The organism is Terribium retamae, from assembly GCF_022347545.1.
Taxonomy (GTDB): Bacteria; Pseudomonadota; Alphaproteobacteria; order Rhizobiales; family Rhizobiaceae; genus Mesorhizobium; species Mesorhizobium retamae.
In genome coordinates this window covers 65,317-84,047 of the sequence record NZ_JAKREW010000025.1, presented here as the reverse complement: position 1 = coordinate 84,047, position 18,731 = coordinate 65,317, and the positions used below count along the sequence as shown (strand labels likewise).

General features: G+C 61.5%; 16 protein-coding genes. 1 reads left to right on the top strand and 15 read right to left on the bottom strand.

Going from position 1 to position 18,731, the window contains the following annotated elements:
• The 5 genes from ftsZ to L4923_RS21145 all read right to left on the bottom strand — a co-directional run.
• The coding region (gene ftsZ / locus L4923_RS21165; RefSeq protein ID WP_239368802.1) for a cell division protein FtsZ at positions 1-988 on the bottom strand (988 nt) is incomplete at its 3' end.
• 72 nt (positions 989-1,060) lie between these two features.
• On the bottom strand, positions 1,061-2,368 hold the full coding sequence (gene ftsA / locus L4923_RS21160) for a cell division protein FtsA (protein WP_239368800.1): 1,308 nt from the start codon (positions 2,366-2,368) through the stop codon (positions 1,061-1,063).
• A complete protein-coding gene (locus tag L4923_RS21155; RefSeq protein ID WP_239368798.1) occupies positions 2,365-3,306 on the bottom strand; it encodes a cell division protein FtsQ/DivIB in 942 nt (313 codons plus the stop codon). Before L4923_RS21155 ends, ftsA begins: the two co-directional genes overlap by 4 nt.
• Complete coding sequence (locus tag L4923_RS21150; protein ID WP_239368808.1) at positions 3,294-4,220, bottom strand: D-alanine--D-alanine ligase; 927 nt, start codon at positions 4,218-4,220, stop codon at positions 3,294-3,296. Before L4923_RS21150 ends, L4923_RS21155 begins: the two co-directional genes overlap by 13 nt.
• A gap of 258 nt (positions 4,221-4,478) precedes the next feature.
• Positions 4,479-5,093: a TetR/AcrR family transcriptional regulator gene (locus tag L4923_RS21145; RefSeq protein ID WP_239368796.1), complete on the bottom strand. Its 615-nt coding sequence runs from the start codon at positions 5,091-5,093 to the stop codon at positions 4,479-4,481.
• A 101-nt stretch (positions 5,094-5,194) separates the two neighbouring features.
• Here L4923_RS21145 and L4923_RS21140 point away from each other — a divergent pair, with 101 nt between their 5' ends.
• Complete coding sequence (locus L4923_RS21140; RefSeq protein WP_239368794.1) at positions 5,195-6,628, top strand: MFS transporter; 1,434 nt, start codon at positions 5,195-5,197, stop codon at positions 6,626-6,628.
• Between the two features lie 24 nt (positions 6,629-6,652).
• Here the strand turns inward: L4923_RS21140 and L4923_RS21135 are convergent, their stop codons facing one another.
• From L4923_RS21135 to L4923_RS21090, 10 genes are all read right to left on the bottom strand, one after another.
• Positions 6,653-7,468, bottom strand: a complete 816-nt coding sequence (locus L4923_RS21135) for an amino acid ABC transporter permease (RefSeq protein WP_239368792.1) — start codon at positions 7,466-7,468, stop codon at positions 6,653-6,655.
• Between the two features lie 19 nt (positions 7,469-7,487).
• Positions 7,488-8,330: a transporter substrate-binding domain-containing protein gene (locus L4923_RS21130; protein WP_239368790.1), complete on the bottom strand. Its 843-nt coding sequence runs from the start codon at positions 8,328-8,330 to the stop codon at positions 7,488-7,490.
• A gap of 300 nt (positions 8,331-8,630) precedes the next feature.
• A complete protein-coding gene (gene murB, locus L4923_RS21125) occupies positions 8,631-9,596 on the bottom strand; it encodes a UDP-N-acetylmuramate dehydrogenase (protein ID WP_239368788.1) in 966 nt (321 codons plus the stop codon).
• A complete protein-coding gene (gene murC / locus L4923_RS21120) occupies positions 9,593-10,999 on the bottom strand; it encodes a UDP-N-acetylmuramate--L-alanine ligase (RefSeq protein ID WP_239368786.1) in 1,407 nt (468 codons plus the stop codon). The genes murB and murC overlap by 4 nt, the downstream gene beginning before the upstream one ends.
• Positions 10,996-12,123 (bottom strand): undecaprenyldiphospho-muramoylpentapeptide beta-N-acetylglucosaminyltransferase, encoded by a 1,128-nt coding sequence (murG, locus tag L4923_RS21115; protein WP_239368784.1) that lies wholly within the window; start codon positions 12,121-12,123, stop codon positions 10,996-10,998. Before murG ends, murC begins: the two co-directional genes overlap by 4 nt.
• A 12-nt stretch (positions 12,124-12,135) precedes the next feature.
• Positions 12,136-13,293 carry a putative lipid II flippase FtsW gene (ftsW, locus tag L4923_RS21110; RefSeq protein ID WP_239368782.1) on the bottom strand — a complete coding sequence of 386 codons (1,158 nt, stop codon included), beginning with the start codon at positions 13,291-13,293 and terminating at the stop codon, positions 12,136-12,138.
• Entirely contained in the window at positions 13,293-14,693 is a 1,401-nt protein-coding gene (gene murD, locus L4923_RS21105) for a UDP-N-acetylmuramoyl-L-alanine--D-glutamate ligase (RefSeq protein ID WP_239368780.1), read from the bottom strand. Before murD ends, ftsW begins: the two co-directional genes overlap by 1 nt.
• Before the next feature lie 7 nt (positions 14,694-14,700).
• Entirely contained in the window at positions 14,701-15,783 is a 1,083-nt protein-coding gene (gene mraY, locus L4923_RS21100; RefSeq protein WP_239368778.1) for a phospho-N-acetylmuramoyl-pentapeptide-transferase, read from the bottom strand.
• A gap of 22 nt (positions 15,784-15,805) precedes the next feature.
• Positions 15,806-17,236, bottom strand: a complete 1,431-nt coding sequence (locus L4923_RS21095) for a UDP-N-acetylmuramoylalanyl-D-glutamyl-2,6-diaminopimelate--D-alanyl-D-alanine ligase (protein WP_239368776.1) — start codon at positions 17,234-17,236, stop codon at positions 15,806-15,808.
• Positions 17,233-18,681: a UDP-N-acetylmuramoyl-L-alanyl-D-glutamate--2,6-diaminopimelate ligase gene (locus L4923_RS21090; RefSeq protein ID WP_239368774.1), complete on the bottom strand. Its 1,449-nt coding sequence runs from the start codon at positions 18,679-18,681 to the stop codon at positions 17,233-17,235. The genes L4923_RS21095 and L4923_RS21090 overlap by 4 nt, the downstream gene beginning before the upstream one ends.
• Positions 18,682-18,731 lie beyond the last annotated feature (50 nt).

The following is an 18,731-nucleotide window of genomic DNA, read 5'->3' as shown; positions in this document are numbered from 1 at the left end:
GAGCAGCGGCGATCTGCTCGGCCGACTTGTCGATGCCGGTCGCGACGACCGAGACGCGGATGACACCTTCGAGATCTTCGTCGAAAGTGGCACCCAGGATGATGTTGGCGTCCTGATCGACCTCTTCGCGGATACGGGTCGCAGCTTCGTCGACTTCGAACAGGGTAAGGTCGCGGCCGCCGGTGATCGAGATCAGCAGGCCCTTGGCGCCCTTCATCGAGGTCTCGTCGAGCAGCGGGTTGGCGATCGCTGCTTCGGCAGCAGCCATCGCGCGGCCCTCGCCGGAAGCCTCGCCAGTGCCCATCATGGCCTTGCCCATCTCACGCATCACCGAACGGACGTCGGCGAAGTCGAGGTTGATCAGGCCTTCCTTGACCATCAGGTCGGTGATGCAGGCAACACCCGAATAGAGCACCTGGTCGGCCATCGCGAACGCATCGGCGAAGGTGGTCTTGTCATTGGCCAACCGGAACAGGTTCTGGTTCGGAATGACGATGAGGGTGTCGACACATTTCTGCAGTTCCTCGATGCCCATATCGGCCGTCTTCATGCGGCGCTGGCCTTCGAAGTGGAACGGCTTGGTCACGACGCCGACCGTGAGGATACCCTTCTCGCGGGCAGCGCGGGCAACGACCGGAGCAGCACCTGTACCAGTGCCGCCACCCATGCCGGCAGTGACAAAGCACATATGGGTGTTGGACAGGTGATCGACGATCTCGTCGATGCACTCTTCCGCAGCGGCGCGCCCGACCTCCGGCTGCGAGCCGGCGCCGAGACCTTCGGTGACGTGCGCGCCGAGCTGGATCAGCCGCTCTGCCTTCGACATGGTGAGCGCCTGGGCGTCCGTATTGGCCACGACGAACTCCACGCCGCGCAGGCCCGCCGTGATCATGTTGTTGACCGCATTGCCGCCGCCACCGCCGACACCGAACACGGTGATGCGTGGCTTGAGCTCGGTGATGTCCGGCTTTTTCAGATTGATCGTCATAGTCCTCGTCCTTTTGCCTTTACCGCCGCTTCGCCGTCGCGGCCGCCTTTGGGGCTGTCCCCGTCAACTCAACTAAAAACTGTCTCTCAACCACTGACTCATGCGGTGAAGTCTCCCGCCTGTTCCCGTCATCTTGAAACGGGAGGCTCCAAATGCAGGATGGCTCTCGAAAGAGGCGACCTGCGGATAGATCATCAGCCCGACCGCGGTCGAGAACGCCGGTCCCTTCGCCGCTTCCGGCAAACCGGCAACTCCGAGCGGGCGCCCGACGCGGACATTGCGGCCAAGTACGCGGCGTGCTGCTTCCGGCATGCCGGCAAGCTGGCTGGCGCCGCCGGTCAAGACGACCCGCTTGCCCACCACATTGCCGTAGCCGGATTTGCTCAGGCGCTCGCGCAGCAGCTCCAGCGTTTCCTCGATACGGGCCCGAATGATTCGTGTCATCACCGAACGTGGGATTTGCAGCGGTGCTTCCCCCTCCTCGCCGATCGGCTGGATGGTGACGAGATCGCGATCGTCGGCGCTGCCCGGCAAAGCGGACCCATGCATGACCTTGAGCCTCTCTGCAGCGTCGAGCGAGGTCGACAGGCCCTTGGCGAGATCGAGCGTGACATGGTTGCCGCCGACGGGGATGGAATCGCCGTAGACGAACTTGCCTTCTGAGAAGACCGAGATCGTTGTGGTACCGCCGCCCATATCGATACAGGCCGCGCCCATCTCCAGTTCATCGTCGACAAGCGCCGCGAGCCCCGCCGCGTAGGGCGTTGCGATCATGCGCTCGACCGACAGATGCGAACGGTTGATGGCGAGCTCCAGATTGCGAAGCGGAGCGGAGTCGCCGGTCAGCACATGCATGTCGACGCCGAGTGTATCGCCCACCATGCCGCGCGGATCACGCACGCCGCGTTCACCATCCAGCGAAAAACCGACCGGCAGCGCATGCAGCACTTCGCGCTCCGACTTCAGAGCCTGCTTGGCGCCTGCGGCCAGCACCCGCTTGATGTCGTTTTCATCCACCTCGTGACCACCGAGATTGATGGTAGCGTTGAAGGTTTCGCTCTTCAGCCGACCGGCCGTCATATTGACGATCAGCGAATCCACGGTGAGGCCCGCCATGCGTTCGGCAGCGTCCACGGCCAAGCGGATAGCATGCTCTGCACGATCGAGATCGATGACGACCCCCGATTTCACGCCATGCGACTTCTGATGGCCAATGCCGATGACCTGGATGCGGTGCGAACGACCACGCAGCAGGTGCCCTTCTTCGCACGGCTTCAGCTTCGCGACCACGCAGCTGACTTTGCTCGAGCCGACATCGAGGACCGTCAGTACGCCGGATCGGCGCGAGGCCCCATCATTGTTGCCGCCGAGCCAACTCATATTTGCTGCCCCGTCTTGCGCTTCGCCATCTTGGCCTGCTCCTTCAGCGCCGCCTCGCGCGCCGTCGCGGCTTCCTGGGTCAGTTGCACCGTCAGCCGATCGGACAGGCGCATATCGACGGAGGCGATGTCGCGCGACAGAAGCCCCTTCTCGCGATCCAGTCGAACCAGGTCGGCCATCGCCTGCTCGACATTGGCCTCGGGCAGCTTGATCACGACGCCGTTGTCCAGCTTGATATCCCAGCGCCGGTCACCGATGCGCATGTAGCCGCGCACCCTGGAAGCAAGCTCGGGAAAATTCGCAACCTTGGCCATCAATGCCGGCGCATGCTCTGGAGCTCCCTGCCCCACCAGCAGCGGAAGCTTCGATTGCTCGCCACCCGTATAAGGCGCAATGATGCGGCCATCCTTCTCGATCACCGAAAGCTCGGAGCCGCGCTGCCAGATGGCGAAGGCCTGACGCTCTTCGATACGCACTTCCAGAAGATGCGGGTAGACTTTGCGCACCGCCACCGACTGTATCCAGGGCAACAAGGCGATGCGCTCGCGCGCGCCTTCAGCACTGAAGCCGACCAGAGAAGTCCAGCCATTGAGATCGAGCTTGTCGAGAATATCGATCTCGGACGTTTCGCGATTGCCGACCACCTTGATCTGATCGACGGCAAAGCCGGTACGAGCCGTCACGTCTTGCACAAAGCCATCGAGATGCCCGCCAAGATAGGCACCATAGGTCAGCGTCGACGCCATAAAGACGGCCGTCATCGCCGTTGCCGCGAAAGGCGGAGCAGTGAAGTCGCCGCGCGTGATCCGACCCATCGCGCGCACGGGCTTACGAAGCACCCTGGGCAAGACGAAGCTATCGAGCCAAGAGGACACGCCAAAGCGGGCGCGAAGTGCCGCACCCTTTCTTCCGCCCTGTCCCCAGTTCAACGCCGACACGACGCGTCCTCCACCATCCAACTCAACAGCTCGCCAAACGAATGCCCCGCCTGGGCAGCAATCTCAGGCACCAAAGACGTCGGCGTCATGCCGGGCTGCGTGTTGATTTCGAGCCAGACAACCTCGCCGTTTTCGGAATGACGGTCGTCGTAACGGAAGTCCGACCGGGAGACGCCCCGGCAACCGATCGCTTGGTGAGCCTTAAGGGCCAGTGTCTGTATTTTTTGGTAAATATTTAGTGAAATTTTAGCGGGCACCTCGTGTTTTGAGCCACCCGGAACGTATTTTGAATCATAATCGTAGAAGGAATGGCCCGTCGGAACGATCTCACAGACCCCAAGCGCCACATCCCCCATCACCGCGCAGGTCAATTCGCGCCCATGTATGTAGCGCTCGACCATGACCTTCTCACCGTAATTCCACTCCGGAGACGAGATCAGCTGAGGCGGATGCGACTGATCCTCCCTGACGATGACGACGCCAAAACTGGAGCCCTCATTGACGGGCTTGACCACATAGGGCGGTCGCATCGGATGCTCATTCTTGATGGTGAAGCGGTCGATGACGCGGGATTCGGCAACCGGAATCCCGACCGACTTCGCAACCCGCTTCGCCTGCTCCTTGTCCATGGCCAGCGCCGAAGCCAAAACGCCAGAATGCGTGTAGGCAATCCCGAGAAATTCAAGCACACCCTGGATGGTGCCGTCCTCGCCATAAGGGCCATGCAAAGCATTGAAAGCCACATCCGGCTTCAGATCAGCAAGAACGGAGGAAATGTCGCGACCGACATCGACGCGCGTGACCTGATAGCCCTCAGCCTCGAGCGCATCCGCGCAGGCCTTTCCGGAGGACAAGGACACGGGCCGCTCGGACGAAAAACCTCCCAGCAAGACGGCCACATGTTTTTTCTTCATCACCCCGTCATCCCTCTCGCGGCGGGCTTGCAATTCCATTTCCAAGACATGAATCACCCGCTTCCGGAGAATGACTTCCCCAGATGAAACGCGGCCCCACGCGTCGAACGACTCAAATCAGGAAACGCTGTTGCCCCAAAGAATCAGAGAGTTGATTCACTGACAAGCCCCTATGATTCCGGGGGATTCACTTTCTCGAAAAAAGTGTTTCGAAAGCCGGCTTTTGAGTCTCGGCTGCGACGGAAATGGGTCCCGGGTTCAGGACGCGAAATCAGCCATCTCATGCTTTGAGAAGCCATCCATCACCACCAATGCGAGATCACAAAGTGCCGCAAGCCGCGTGGCGGGCACACCATCGCGCGCTTGCACGGATAAACCGTGCATGACTGCCGTTAGATAGTCTGCCAAGCGCTGCACATCGGTATCGACGATTTCCCCGTCCATCACTGCCCGCCTCAGCCGTTCGGCGATCGCATCCGTCTGCCGATGCCGTCGCTGAGCCAGCCAATCCTGAAGGCGAATGTTTTCGGCGGCGCAATTCGTCGCGGCAGAGACCACCATGCAGCCCCATGGCTTGCCTTGCCGGGTGTAGACTTCGACAGCTTCACGAAGAATGCGAGCAACCGCTCTTTGCGCCGTCGGTTCCTCCGCGAGAGCCCGATCGACGAAACCACCTTCTCTGGTTTCATAGAGCCCTACCGCTTCGCGAAACAAATCCTCTTTCGAGCCGAAGGCTGCGTAGATCCGGGCGGAAGCAATACCGAGCTCCGCAACAAGATCGGCCATTGACGTGCCCTCATAGCCGCGCACCCAAAAGGCATCGCGCGCCTTCACCAGCGCTTCGTCGCGGTCGAATTCCCGAGGTCGCGCCATCGACACCTCCATTCTTGATCGATCCACAAATAATTCGCTTGACAGCTTCATGCAAGCGCCGGTTATTTGTCGATCGACAAAGAAACAAACAGGAGCTTTTCATGAGCACGTCGAACGACGCCGTGTCCCGCGGCGCGATGACTTCTGCTGGCCGAAGCGAAACGAGGCGAGGCGTGACACTTGCCTTGCTCGCCTTTGCACAGCTGATCATCGCACTCGATCTGAACATCGTCTTCGTAGCCTTGCCCGAAATCGGTACCGGCCTCGGCTTTTCCAACCAAACGCTGCAGTGGGTGGTCAGCGTCTACACCGTCTTCACCGGCGGCTTCCTGCTGTTTGGCGGTCGTGCGGCCGATCTCATCGGCCAGCGGCGCATGTTCATCTTTGCTTTGTGGCTTTATGCGCTGTCGTCACTCATCGGCGGTCTCGCCTGGACGCCGGAGGTCATCATTGCCGCCCGCGCTGTACAGGGCATCGGTGGCGCTTTCCTGTTCCCGGCGACGCTCTCGCTGGTGAACCGGCTGTTCGCGGAAGGCCCGGAACGCAACCGCGCACTCGCCGTATGGGGCGGCGCGGGTGCCAGCGGCCTCACCATCGGATCGCTCGCCGGTGGTTTGCTCACGGGCGCCTTCGGCTGGCCTTCTGTGTTTTATGTCAACGTGCTGCTGGCCGGCATCGCCATCCTCGCAGCCTTCTTCGTCATTCCACGCGATCCCAAGCGTCACGAACACCGCAGCTTTGACCTTGCCGGGGCCCTCACCGTTACGGCTGGAGCGACCTTGCTGGTCTTTGCACTGGTGCAGGGTCCTGAATATGGCTGGCTGTCCCCTTCCATCCTCTGGAGCGCGGGGCTGGCAATCCTGTTTCTCGTCGCCTTCGCGATCATCGAAGCGAACAGCAGCGATCCTCTGATGCCTCTGCGGCTGTTCCGAAACCGCAGCCTGGCTGCCGGCATGACGATCACCTTCCTCTACATGGCGACCTTCGGCACTCTGCCATATTTCCTCACCGTGCTGTTTCAGAACGTGCAGGGTTACTCGGCCTTAGAGACCGGTATCGCCTTCCTCGTGCCGTCGATTGCGATTGCCGCCGGTACGCAGCTCGGCGCGCGTCTGTCGACCCGTTTTTCCAATCGCTCCAGCCTGATCGGCGGCATGGTGATCGGCGCGATCGGAACAGCTCTGCTGGTGCCGGCAACAACGCCGGAAAGCGCCTATCTTGCGCTGGCGCCCGGTTTGATCGTCTCGGGCGTCGGCCAGGGCATCGTGTGGACCGCCATGTGGATTGCAGCAGCAGCCGGTGTCCATCACGACGAACAGGGCGTCGCCTCCGGCATGGCATCCACCACTCTCAATGTCGGCAATGCCATCGGGCTAGCCGTCCTGATCGCCATCGCAAATCGGCATGTCGGAAATCTGAGCGGCGACGTGCCGCGGGAGGCAGTCACTGGCGGAATGCAGTTGGCCTTCTGGATCGCGACCGCAGGGATCGCGCTCAGCATCCTCGTTGCATTGGTATCGCAGCGCAAGACATAGAGCGCGCCGCGCGTGAAGCCGGAACTAGCGGGCGCGGTAGCCTTTGCCGAAATGGCTTTCCAGCCGCACCTGCACCAGTTCGAACAGGATCGACAGGAACCAATAGATCGCCGCTGCCGTCGTCAGCATTTCGATATAACGATAGCTGGAGCGGCCATAGGACTGCGCAACGAACATCAGTTCGGTCACTCCCATCACCGAGATCAGCGAGGAATCCTTCAGCATGGCGATGAATTGCGACCCGGTCGGCGGAATGGCAACGCGGATCGCCTGCGGCATCACCACTTTCACCATCAACTGCCAGGGATGCAGGCCCAGCGCCAGTCCGGCCTCGCGCTGGCCGGCAGGCACCGACAAAAGCCCGGCGCGGAAGATCTCGCTCAGATAGGCGCCATAGTTCAGCGAAAGCGCGATGATGCCGGATGGGATTGCCGCCGGAACCGGTCCAATCTGCGGGATACCGAGATAGATCAGAAAGATCTGCACCAGCAGCGGCGTGCCGCGGAAAAACGAGGTGTAGAAGGTGGAAAGGCCATAGGCAATGGAACTCTTCGAGAGACGACCCAATGCCGCAAGCAGTCCCAGAACCACCGAAGCGATGATGGAGAAGAAGCAGACGTAGAGCGTGAGAACCGCGCCCTGGATGAACCCGGCGCGGCTCAGCGTAAAGCCGGCCAGCGCCGGGAACTTGTCGACGATGAAGGGCAGATCGAGCCCGAAGGACAGGAAGAAGGCCACGAACAGCGCCAGGAGCACCAGCCAGACGATGGCTACGCGAACACGAAACGCCTTGTCCACGACGCCGGCGCGTGTCTGGCCGGTAGTTTGCTCTGCCGCCACGCCCGACCGCCCTCGTCGTTTACTGTTTGGCCGAAATATCGCGGCCGACCCACTTTTCGGAAATCGTCTTCAATGTGCCGTCGTCATACATGGCCTTGAAGATTTCCTTGATCTTGGCTTCCCATTCGGGATCGCCTTTATCGACGGCAACCCAGAGCGGCTCGGTGAAGAGCGAGTCGTCGACGATCTTGAGCTTGCCTTCGGACTTCTTGACGCGCTCGGCGACCGTCATATAGCCCGCTACCGCCGCATCGAGACGCTTGCCGTCACCAAGGCCGAGATCCTGGAAGGCGAAGTCCTCGGTGTCATAAGGCTTTACCGTCACGTCGCCGAACGGAAACTCCGGTTTCACCGGTTCCTTGCCCGGCACCTCGATAACCAGTTCCTTCTGCAGGTACTTCTCGTAGGGCGTTCCACCTTGCGTCCCGACATTCTTGCCAGTCAGGTCCTTGACGCTCTTGATGGTGGTGTTGTCGGAGTTGACGGCCACCACCGCCGGTGCGCCATAATATTCATTAACGAAATTCAGGACTTTGGCGCGTTCTGCTGTCGGCGACATCGAGCAGATGCAGACATCCCAACGGCCCTTCCAGTTGCCTGCCGTGATGATTTCCCATGAAGGCGTCTCGACCTTGAGTTCGACGCCGAGGCGCTTTGCTACTTCACGGGCGATATCAACGTCGAAGCCAACCACCTCGCCCTTGTCGTCGATATAGGAAAAAGGCGGATAGGCCTGGTCGGTGACTTCGACCATTACCTTGTTCTTCATGATGCGGTCGAGCGTCTCGCCGGCGTGGGCCGTCGAAACCATGCCAGCCAGAAGGCCACCCAACACCAGTCTTGCTGCGTTCTTCAATTTCATCGAATGCCTCCCTGCGGCCTCAGCCAACCTGGAGCGTTTCCGTTTTCACGGAAAGGCGGAAACGCTCTAGCTTTTGTTTTACGCAAATCCCGACGCAAAACCGCGGCGCACTTTTGCTGGAACTGCTCTATACAACGCTAAGTCAAAGCACAATCGCGCTACGACGGCACTGGTCCAGCCCGTTTGATTGTTCCCCGGGTCGGCTGGTCCAGCCTGTCTTATGTATAGACGTAAAATGCTTCCGCGTGGACTGCAAGCGCGATTCGATCGTCACATGGACGATCGGCGGATCGAGGGAATCTACAGTAGTTGCCCTTGGAATTCCTGGACTTCGTGGCCTGGTCGAAACTTGCCGATGCGCTTGATTTCCCAGTGCAGGCGGATACCGGAATGCTCCAGCACACGTGCTCGCACGGTCTCGCCGAGATTTTCGAGGTCATAGCCGGTCGCGGTACCGGTGTTGATCATGAAATTGCAGTGCATAGGCGACATCTGTGCACCGCCGACCATGAGCCCACGGCAGCCTGCCTTGTCGATCTCCTTCCAGGCTGAAGTGCCTTCCGGATTCTTGAAGGTTGAACCGCCGGTCTTCTCGCGGATCGGCTGCACCGTTTCGCGGTGGTGCTGCACGGCATCCATCGCTTCCTTGATGACTGCCTTGTCTTCCTGAAAGCCTTCGAAGAGTGCCGAGGTGAAGATCAGCTCCGCCGACGCCGAAGAGTGCCGATAGGCGTAGCCCATGTCGGCATTGGACAGCAGATGTACCTCACCTTGACGGTCGAGCGCCCTAACCTCGACCACACGCTCGCGGGTCTCGACCCCATTGGCACCGGCGTTCATGCGCAGCGCGCCGCCGATAGCGCCTGGAATGCCATGATAAAAATGAAAACCACCGATGCCGGCTTCGAGCGCAACTGCCGCCACCCGCTTGTCGGGGATGGCGGCGCCGGCGCGGATCTGCGTCGAGGAAACCACTTCGGCTTCACCAAACCCCTTGGCCGACAGCCTCACCACGAAACCTTCTATGCCGCCGTCCCGCACCAGAAGATTGGAGCCCACCCCGACAATGGTAAGCGGAACATCCTCCGGCACCGCTTTAAGGAAGGCCGCAAGATCCTCCTCGTCGGCAGGCTGGAAAAGCGCATCCGCCAGGCCGCCCGCACGAAACCAGGTGATCTTGTCCATCTCGGCATCGGGCGTGATGCGCCCGCGCAAGCTTTTCAGCCTGTCGCCCAGTCTTTCCAGCAGCGCTGCGCCGCGTGTCATGACCCAACCTCGGCAAGTTCCTTCGGCAAAGCGTAGGCCCATTGCGTGATGTTGCCGGCGCCGAGGAAAACGACGAAGTCACCTGGCTTCGCCAGCTTGCGCACGATTGGCGCAACCTCGGACGGCTCCTCGATATAACGCGCATCGCGATGCCCGCCCGACCGGATCCGCAACACCAGCGCGTCGGACGAGGCACCGTCGATCGGGTCCTCCCCCGCTGCATAGACGGGGGCTACCATAACAGTGTCGGCATCGTTGAAGCAGGACGCGAACTCGTCGAACAGATCATGCAGACGCGTGAAGCGGTGCGGTTGGGCGATCGCGATCACCCTGCCCTTGGTCGCGTCGCGCGCAGCTTTGAGGACCGCCTTGATCTCGACGGGGTGATGACCGTAGTCGTCAAATACCTCGACGCCGTTCCATGAGCCCGTATGGGTGAAGCGACGCTTGACGCCCCCGAAGCCAGACAGGCCCTTCTTGATAGATTCGGCGGAAATGCCGAGTTCGTTGGCAACCGCGATTGCCGCCGTGGCATTGGAAACATTGTGGCGGCCCGGCATCGGCAGGCGCAAGCCGGAAATCACCGTTTCGCCGCTGCCCTTGCGGTTGCGGATGGTCACGTCGAAAATGGACGCAGCGCCTTCCATGCGATGGCCGGAGAAGCGTACATCGGCCTGGGTGTTCTCACCGTAGGTTATGACACGGCGATCCTCGATGCGGCCGACCAGAGCCTGGACTTCCGGGTGGTCGGTGCACATCACGCCAAATCCGTAGAATGGCACGTTTTCGACGAATTGACGGAAAGCCTCACGCACCTTGTCGAACGACCCATAGTGGTCGAGATGCTCGGGATCGATATTGGTGACCACTGCGATGTCGGCCGGCAATTTCAGGAAGGTGCCGTCGCTTTCGTCTGCCTCTACGACCATCCATTCGCCATCGCCCATGCGCGCATTGGTGCCATAAGCATTGATGATGCCGCCATTGATGACGGTCGGATCCAGTCCACCCGCTTCCAGCAGCGTCGCCACCATGGAGGTCGTGGTGGTCTTGCCATGCGTGCCGCCGATCGCGACGGCCTGGCGGAAGCGCATCAATTCAGCCAGCATTTCGGCGCGACGCACGATCGGCAGGTTCTTTTCGCGTGCGGCTCGCAGTTCCGGGTTGGCCTTCTTGATCGCGGTCGAAACGACCACGACTTCGGCCTCGCCGAGGTTCTCGGCCTTGTGGCCAACGAAGCAATCGATGCCCTTGTCGCGCAGGCGCTGCACATTGGCGCTTTCGGACTGATCGGAACCCTGCACCTTGTAGCCGAGATTGTGCAGCACCTCGGCAATGCCGCTCATACCGATGCCGCCGATGCCGATGAAATGCACAAGGCCAATCGTCTGCGGCATCTTCATGCGCGGGCTTCCTTCCTGAATTCCTCTACGGTCTTGCCCGACGCAATAGCCTCTGCGAGGTCTGCGAGCAACCGCGCCGCGTTTGGGCGGCCAACCGACTTTGCCGCCGCCGCCATCGTTGCGAGGCGTTCGGGTTCCTCCATCGCGCTACGCAGCAGCCCAGCGATCACCTCGGGTGACAATGTCGATTGCGGATGAACCTCCCCGCCGCCGGCAGCGGCAAGAGCGGCAGCATTTGCGGCCTGGTCATGATCGAGCGCGTGCGGATAAGGCACAAGCAGTGCCGGCCGTCCTATGACAGCAACCTCGGAAACCGTCGAGGCGCCGGAGCGCGAAATCACCAGATGAGCTGCAGCCATGCGCTGCGCCATATCCGTGAAGAACGGCGAGACCTGCGCGTCGATGCCCAATTTGGCGTAGGCATCCTTGACGCGGCCGACGTCGTCCGCGCGCGCCTGTTGGGTGATGACGAGGCGGGCTCTCTGAGAGTCGGACAGCAAGGCGATGGCGGCGGGCAACGCGTCGGAAAAGAACTGCGCGCCCTGACTGCCGCCGAACACCAGAAGCCGGAACGGATCACTACCGGCAGAGGCGACATAAGGAGTATTGGCTGCTTCCAGCACCGCAGGTCGCACCGGGTTGCCGGTGATCACCGTCTTGGCACCGGCAGCACTCGTATCTTCCGGCAGGAAACCGCCTGCGATGGCATCGACCCTGGGGGCAAGCGCACGATTGGCACGCCCCATGACGGCATTCTGTTCGTGAATGAGGGTCGGCGCCTTACGACGCGTGGCGGCGTATAATGGCGGTAATGTCGGATAGCCGCCGAAACCTACAACGACCGCCGGCTTGATCCGCTGGATGACAGCCGAAGCCTGGCGTACGCCCTGCCAAATACGCCATATCGCACCCGCCAGCGCGATCGGATTTTTGGAGCCGAAGGTCGCAGAACGGATCGTATGCGCCTCCTTCGCGGGGAAATGGTTGGAATAGCGCGAGGCGCGGTCGTCGGTGGCGAGATGCACCTCCCAACCGCGGGCGATCAGTTCGTGCGCCAGCGCTTCCGCAGGAAAGAGATGCCCGCCGGTACCTCCGGCCGCGAGTAGGATGGTTCCTTTAGCCATGTATTGCGCCGATCACTCCGCCGGCAGGAAGCGCTGATAGCCCTGCAAGCCACCAATCGTCTTGCGCTTCTCGGGCTTCTTGCGGGTCAGCGCCAGCACCATGCCCATCGAAATGGCGATCGCGATCTGCGAGGAGCCGCCATAGGAAATGAAAGGCAGCGTCATTCCTTTTGCTGGCATCAGTTGCAGGTTCACCGCCATGTTGATGGTCGACTGCAGGCCGAAGATGGTGACCAGGCCGCCAATGGCATAGCGGGTGAAATCGTCATGCTCCTTCAATGCGGTGTTGAGTCCGCGCAGGACGACGAAGGCGAAGATGGTCATGATGAAGAAGCACATGATCAGCCCGTATTCCTCGCCGGCGACAGAGAACACGAAGTCGGCATGGCTGTCCGGGATGGCGCGCTTGGCAACCCCTTCGCCGGGGCCGACGCCGAACCAGCCGCCGTTCAGCAACGCTTCCTTGCCCATGTCGACCTGATAGGTATCACCCTCTCCGGTGATGAACCGGTCGATACGGCCGGCCACGTGCGGGAGCAATGTATAGGCCGCGAAGACGCCCGTGGCACCGAGCGCACCGAGCACGACGATCCACAACCACGACAACCCGGCCATGAAGAACATGATGCCCCAGGTGCCGGTCACCAGCATTGTCTGGCCAAAGTCGGGCTGCGCCAGGAGCAGGGCGACGACAAGACCAAGCAGGATCATTGCCAGCACGTTGCCGGGAATGTCGGGATGGCGTTTGTGCTCGGAAAACAGCCAGGCGCAGAGGATCACGAAGGCCGGCTTGAGAAATTCGGAAGGCTGGATCGAAACACCGGCGAGAGAGAGCCAGCGCCGGGCGCCCTTCACCTCCACGCCGACATAGAGAACCGCCACCATCAGCACCAGCATGATGCAGAGCATCACGATGGACATGCGCCTGATTTGCCGGGGTTCCAGGAAGGAAACGCCCAACATGACGCACAGCGCCGGTACGGTGAAGATGATCTGGCGCGTGGCGAAATAGAACGGACCAAGGCCGATGCGTTGTGCCACAGCGGGGCTCGCCGCAAAGGAAAGCACAATGCCCAGTCCCATCAGGAGCAGGAAAGCCGCGAGGAACCATCGGTCGACGGTCCACCACCATGTAGCAACCGGGCTTTTGTCGAGACGACTGGCGGCCATTATCGTGCCCCTCCGATGGGTTTCACGCCTTCAATAGCAGCGACGGCTTGCCTGAAGGCTTCGCCGCGCACCTCGAAATTCTTGAACTGGTCGAAGCTGGCGCAGGCCGGTGACAGAAGCACCACAGCCTCGCCATTCTCGTCTTTCGCCGCTTCTGCGGCGGCGCGCTCGACGGCGGCTTCCAAGGTGCCCGCGATCTCGTATGGCACCGCTTCGCCAAGCGTCGCCGAAAACGCAGGCGCGGCCTCGCCGATCAGGTATGCCTTGGCGATCCGCGGGAAGAAGCCACGTAACGGCTCGATGCCGCCTTCCTTGGGCAGGCCACCGGCGATCCAGTAAATGCGAGAAAAAGCGGAAAGTGCCGGTGCAGCTGCGTCGGCATTGGTCGCCTTGGAATCGTTGACGAACAGCACATGGTCCTTGCGGCCGACCTGTTCCATGCGATGCGCAAGGCCTGGGAAGCTCTCCAGCCCGGACTGGATTTCGCCGAGTTCGAGCCCGACCTTCAGGCAAGCCGTGACCGCAGCCAATGCGTTCTGGGCATTGTGCTGGCCGCGCAGCGAACCGATGCCTTCCAGGAAACCGATGCGGCTGTAGCGTCCGTGCACGGCCTCCATCAAATTGGTTCCGTCGGCGAAATAGCCGTCGGTCAGCGGCAGTCGCTTGGAGATGCGGATGACATCCTTGCCGGCGCGTTCCAACCGGTCGGCGATCTGGACGCAGAAGCTGTCATCGACGCCGACGATCGCGGTATCGCTGCCAGCGACCAGACGCTCCTTGATCGAGGCATAGTGCTGCACCGTGCCGTGTCGGTCGAGATGATCTGGCGTCAGGTTGAGCAGGACGCCTGCGGTCGGGTTGACCGAAGGCGCGAGATCGATCTGGTACGATGAGCATTCGACCACATAATAGCGTTCTTTCGCGGGTGGATCGAGCGTCATGACAGGACGGCCTATGTTGCCCCCCATCTGGGTGTCCCGTCCCGCAGACTTCAGAATATGCGCGGTTAGCGCTGTCGTCGTCGACTTGCCGTTGGTTCCCGTGATGGCGATCAAAGGCGCGTTCGTTTGCGATCGATTGCGCTCACGCACAAACAGTTCGACGTCACCGATGATCTCGACACCAGCAACGCGCGCCAGCTCTACAACCCAATGCGGCTTGGGGTGCGTCAGCGGCACACCGGGCGAAAGCACCAGAGCCGACAAGGTCACCCAGTCAGCCTGGCGCAAGTCGCTGGTGGGAACGCCCTGCTCGCTGGCCCTGGCCACGCTTTCGGGATTGTCGTCCCATGCCAGAACCTCGGCGCCGCCTTCGATCAGCGATCGTGCCGTGGCGATGCCCGAGCCGCCGAGCCCGAACAGCGAAACCCGTTTACCTGCGAAGGACGTGGCCGGGATCATGCGGTTCCTATCGCAGCTTGAGGGTGGAAAGGCCGATCAGCGCAAGCATGACGGCAACGATCCAGAAACGGATGACGACCTGGCTCTCGGTCCAGCCGAGCTTTTCGAAATGGTGGTGGATCGGCGCCATCAGGAAGACGCGCTTGCCGGTCATCTTGAAATAACCGACCTGGATGATCACCGACATGATCTCCAATACGAACAAGCCACCGATAATGGCCATGACGAACTCGTGCTTGACGGCAACCGCGACGGTTCCGATCAGGCCACCCAGCGCCAGCGACCCGGTGTCTCCCATGAAGATCGCCGCCGGCGGTGCATTGAACCACAGGAAGCCGAGACCGGCGCCAATGACCGCGCCGAGGATTACGGCCAGTTCGCCTGTGCCCGGCACGAAATGGATCTGCAGATATTCGGCAAACACCGCATTACCTGACAGATAGGCGATGACACCGAAGGAAGCCGCAGCGATCATGATCGGAACGATCGCAAGCCCGTCGAGTCCGTCGGTCAGGTTTACCGCATTGCCCGCGCCCACGACCACGAAGGCCGCGAAGGGAATGAAGAACCACCCCAGATTGATGATCAGTTCCTTGAAGAATGGAAAGGTCAGCGAGGAAGAGAATGGTGGCTGACCGCTGCGCATGATGATCCAGGCGGCGATGCCGGCGATGACAAATTCCAACGCCAGCCGGGCCTTGCCGGAAAAGCCGAGATGCGACTGCTTGGTGACTTTCAGATAGTCGTCGTAAAAACCGATAGCGCCGAAGCCCAGCGTCACGAACAGCACCACCCACACATAGATGCTCGTGAGATTGGCCCACAGGAGCGACGATCCGATGATGCCGGTCAGGATCATCAAACCGCCCATGGTCGGCGTGCCCGCCTTCTTGAAGTGCGTCTGCGGGCCGTCGGCGCGGATCGGCTGCCCCTTGCCCTGACGCACACGCAGCGAATTGATGATCGTCGGGCCGAAGATGAAGACGATCAAGGCCGCGGTGATCAGTGCGCCACCCGTGCGAAAGGTGATATAGCGGAAGACATTGAAGACCGCGACGTGGTCGGCAAAGTCGACGAGAAGCCAGAACATCCGTTTTCGTCCCCCGGACCCTTCAAATTGCAGTTTCGGCGGGATACGCCGGAAATGTCTTGAGCAGCGTGTCGACCAGCTTGGCGAAGCCGATGCCTTTCGACGACTTCACCATCACCACGTCGCCGGGCCGCAAAGCGCCGAGCAGCAAAGGTTTCAGCGCCTCGGTCGTCGCCTGATAGGTGACGTTGGTGCCCTCCGGCAGCGCATCGGCCAGGGCCTGCATTTCGGGGCCCGCCAGGAGCACCATGTCGGCATGCGATTCCGTCACCATCTCGGCCAGTCCCGCATGCAGCTTCTGCGACTGCGCTCCGAGTTCCAGCATGTCGCCGAGCACGGCGACACGACGCCCTCCTTCGGCCACCGGTGTGTCCCTGAGCAGAGTCAACGCCGCCCTCATCGAGGCGGGATTGGCGTTATAACTCTCGTCGATGAGCGTGAATGGACCATCCGAAAGCGAAAGCATATGGCGTGCGCCGCGGCCTGGTGCGGCAGACAGATCGGCCAAGGCTTCCGCCACTCGCGTCACCTCGGCCCCCACGAGATGGGCGGCACCCAGGACCGCCAGCGCATTCTGCGCCATATGACGGCCGGGCGCGCCGACCCGCACGACCAGCTCCTTGCCGGCGATCTTGGCGGTGATGATCGAATGGTCGGCTTCCACAACGCAATCGATCATGCGGTAGGTCGAACGCTGCGCTTCGCCAAAGCCGAAGACATGGGCGACGCCGGCCTGCCGAGCCATCTTGGCGAGCAGTGTAGAGCGCGGGTCGTCGCGATTGAGCAGAGCGGCGCCTTCCGGTTCCAGGCCTTCGAAGATTTCCGCCTTCGCTTTGGCGATTTCATCGAGATTGCGGAAGAAGCCGAGATGTGCGGCGGCGATCACCGTGATGATGGCGACATGCGGGCGCACCATCTTCACGAGCGGACGGATCTCGTCCGGATGGTTCATGCCGATTTCGAACACGCCGTAGTCGGTATCCTGCGGCATACGCGCCAACGTCAGCGGCACGCCCCAGTGGTTGTTGAACGAGGCAGCTGAAGCATGGACCCTGCCCACCGCCGACAGCACATGACGCAACGCCTCCTTGGTGGAGGTCTTGCCGACCGATCCGGTTACCGCGATGATCCTGGCGCGGGACCGCATACGCGAAGCGATGGCGAGTTTTTCCAGCGCGACGAGCACATCCGGCACGACGATCATCGGTGCTGTCAGCCGGCCGAGCGCCGGTAGCTTGCCTTCGGCTATGATCAGCACGCCGGCGCCGGCCTTGATTGCGGCGGTGGCGAAATCGTGCCCGTCCATCGCCTCGCCCTTGATGGCGAAAAAGGCTTCGCCAGGTTGCAAGGTACGGCTGTCGATGGAAATCCCACTGATGCCTTCAGGCATGTTGCCGATCGGGCGGCCGGCAACGGCTGCGACCAGGGCGTCAGCTGTCCAGAGATGACTCATGCGGCACGCTCCCTGAGCGCAACGCGTACTTCCTCATGGTCAGAGAACGGCAAGGTCTGCGTGCCGATCGTCTGGCCTTCCTCATGGCCCTTGCCGGCAACGATCAGCGTGTCGCCGGCGTGAAGCATGGCAACCGCTTCGTGGATTGCCTGGCGACGGTCCCCGATCTCTATGGCGCCCGGCGCAGCGGCCAGAATGGCGGCGCGGATTTCCTCGGGCACTTCCGAACGCGGGTTGTCATCGGTGACGATGACGATATCGGCAAGACGCGTGGCGATTTCGCCCATGATCGGCCGTTTGCCGCGGTCGCGATCGCCACCGCAGCCGAACACCACCAGTACACGGCCGGTGGTAAAGGGACGCACGGAGGCAAGCACATTCTCCAACGCATCGGGCTTATGGGCATAATCGACATAAACCGGAGCGCCGGCGGTGGTCGTACCAACGAGATCGAGACGGCCCGGCGCGCCCTTCAGTTTTTCCAGTGCCGGCAAGGCTTTGGCCGCAGGCGTGCCGGTGGCGATGGCGAGGCCTGCTGAAACCAGCGCATTGTAGATCTGGAAATCTCCAGCCAGCGGCAGGTCGATCTCGTAGATGATACCGTCGGCCATGATTTCAGCGCGCTGGCGGTGACGCTCGTGCTCAACGCGCTTGAGCTCCAGGAACGTACCGTGCCGTCCAACGGTCAAAACGGAAAGCCCCGCTGCCCGCGCAGCCGCGATGGTCGGTTCGGACCACGGATCGTCGGCGAAGATCACAGCCGGAGCACCCTTCGGCAGCAGCGTATCGAACAGGCGCAGCTTGGCCTGATGATACTCCTCGACCGTCGGGTGATAATCCATGTGGTCGCGACCGAGATTGGTGAAGGCGCCTGCGGCCAACTCGACACCGTCCAGGCGGCGCTGATCGAGGCCGTGACTGGAGGCTTCCATTGAAGCGTGCGTCACGCCGGCGTCGGCGAGTTCCTTGAGCAGCCGATGCAGCGCAACCGGGTCCGGTGTCGTCAATGAGCCATATTCGTTGCGTCCGGGCGCAACCACACCGGTGGTGCCGATAGACGCAGCCGCGAAGCCGGCGTGTTCCCAGATTTGGCGTGTGAAGGCGGCAACCGAGGTCTTGCCGCTGGTACCTGTCACGGCGACCATGGTCCGCGGCTGACGGCCGAAGAAGCGCGCGGCTGCGAGCGCAAGCGCATGACGGGGATCGTTGGCGAAAAGAACGGGAATATCGACGCCGGGAATTTGGGCGCCCTTTGCGACAACAACGGCGCTTGCGCCGCGATTTGCCGCTTCAGTCGCATAAGCCGCACCGTCCGTCTTGGTCCCCGAAAGGGCAAAGAACAGATCACCGGGCTGCACCTGCCGGGAATCCGACGTGACGCCGGTCACCGCGATGTCGGAGGAAGCCTCGACAGGCAGGATACCGGCTAAATCTCTAAGCTTCATCGATCCCCAGTCACCTAACAAAACGGCGCGCTTGGCCGGCGCGCCAACAA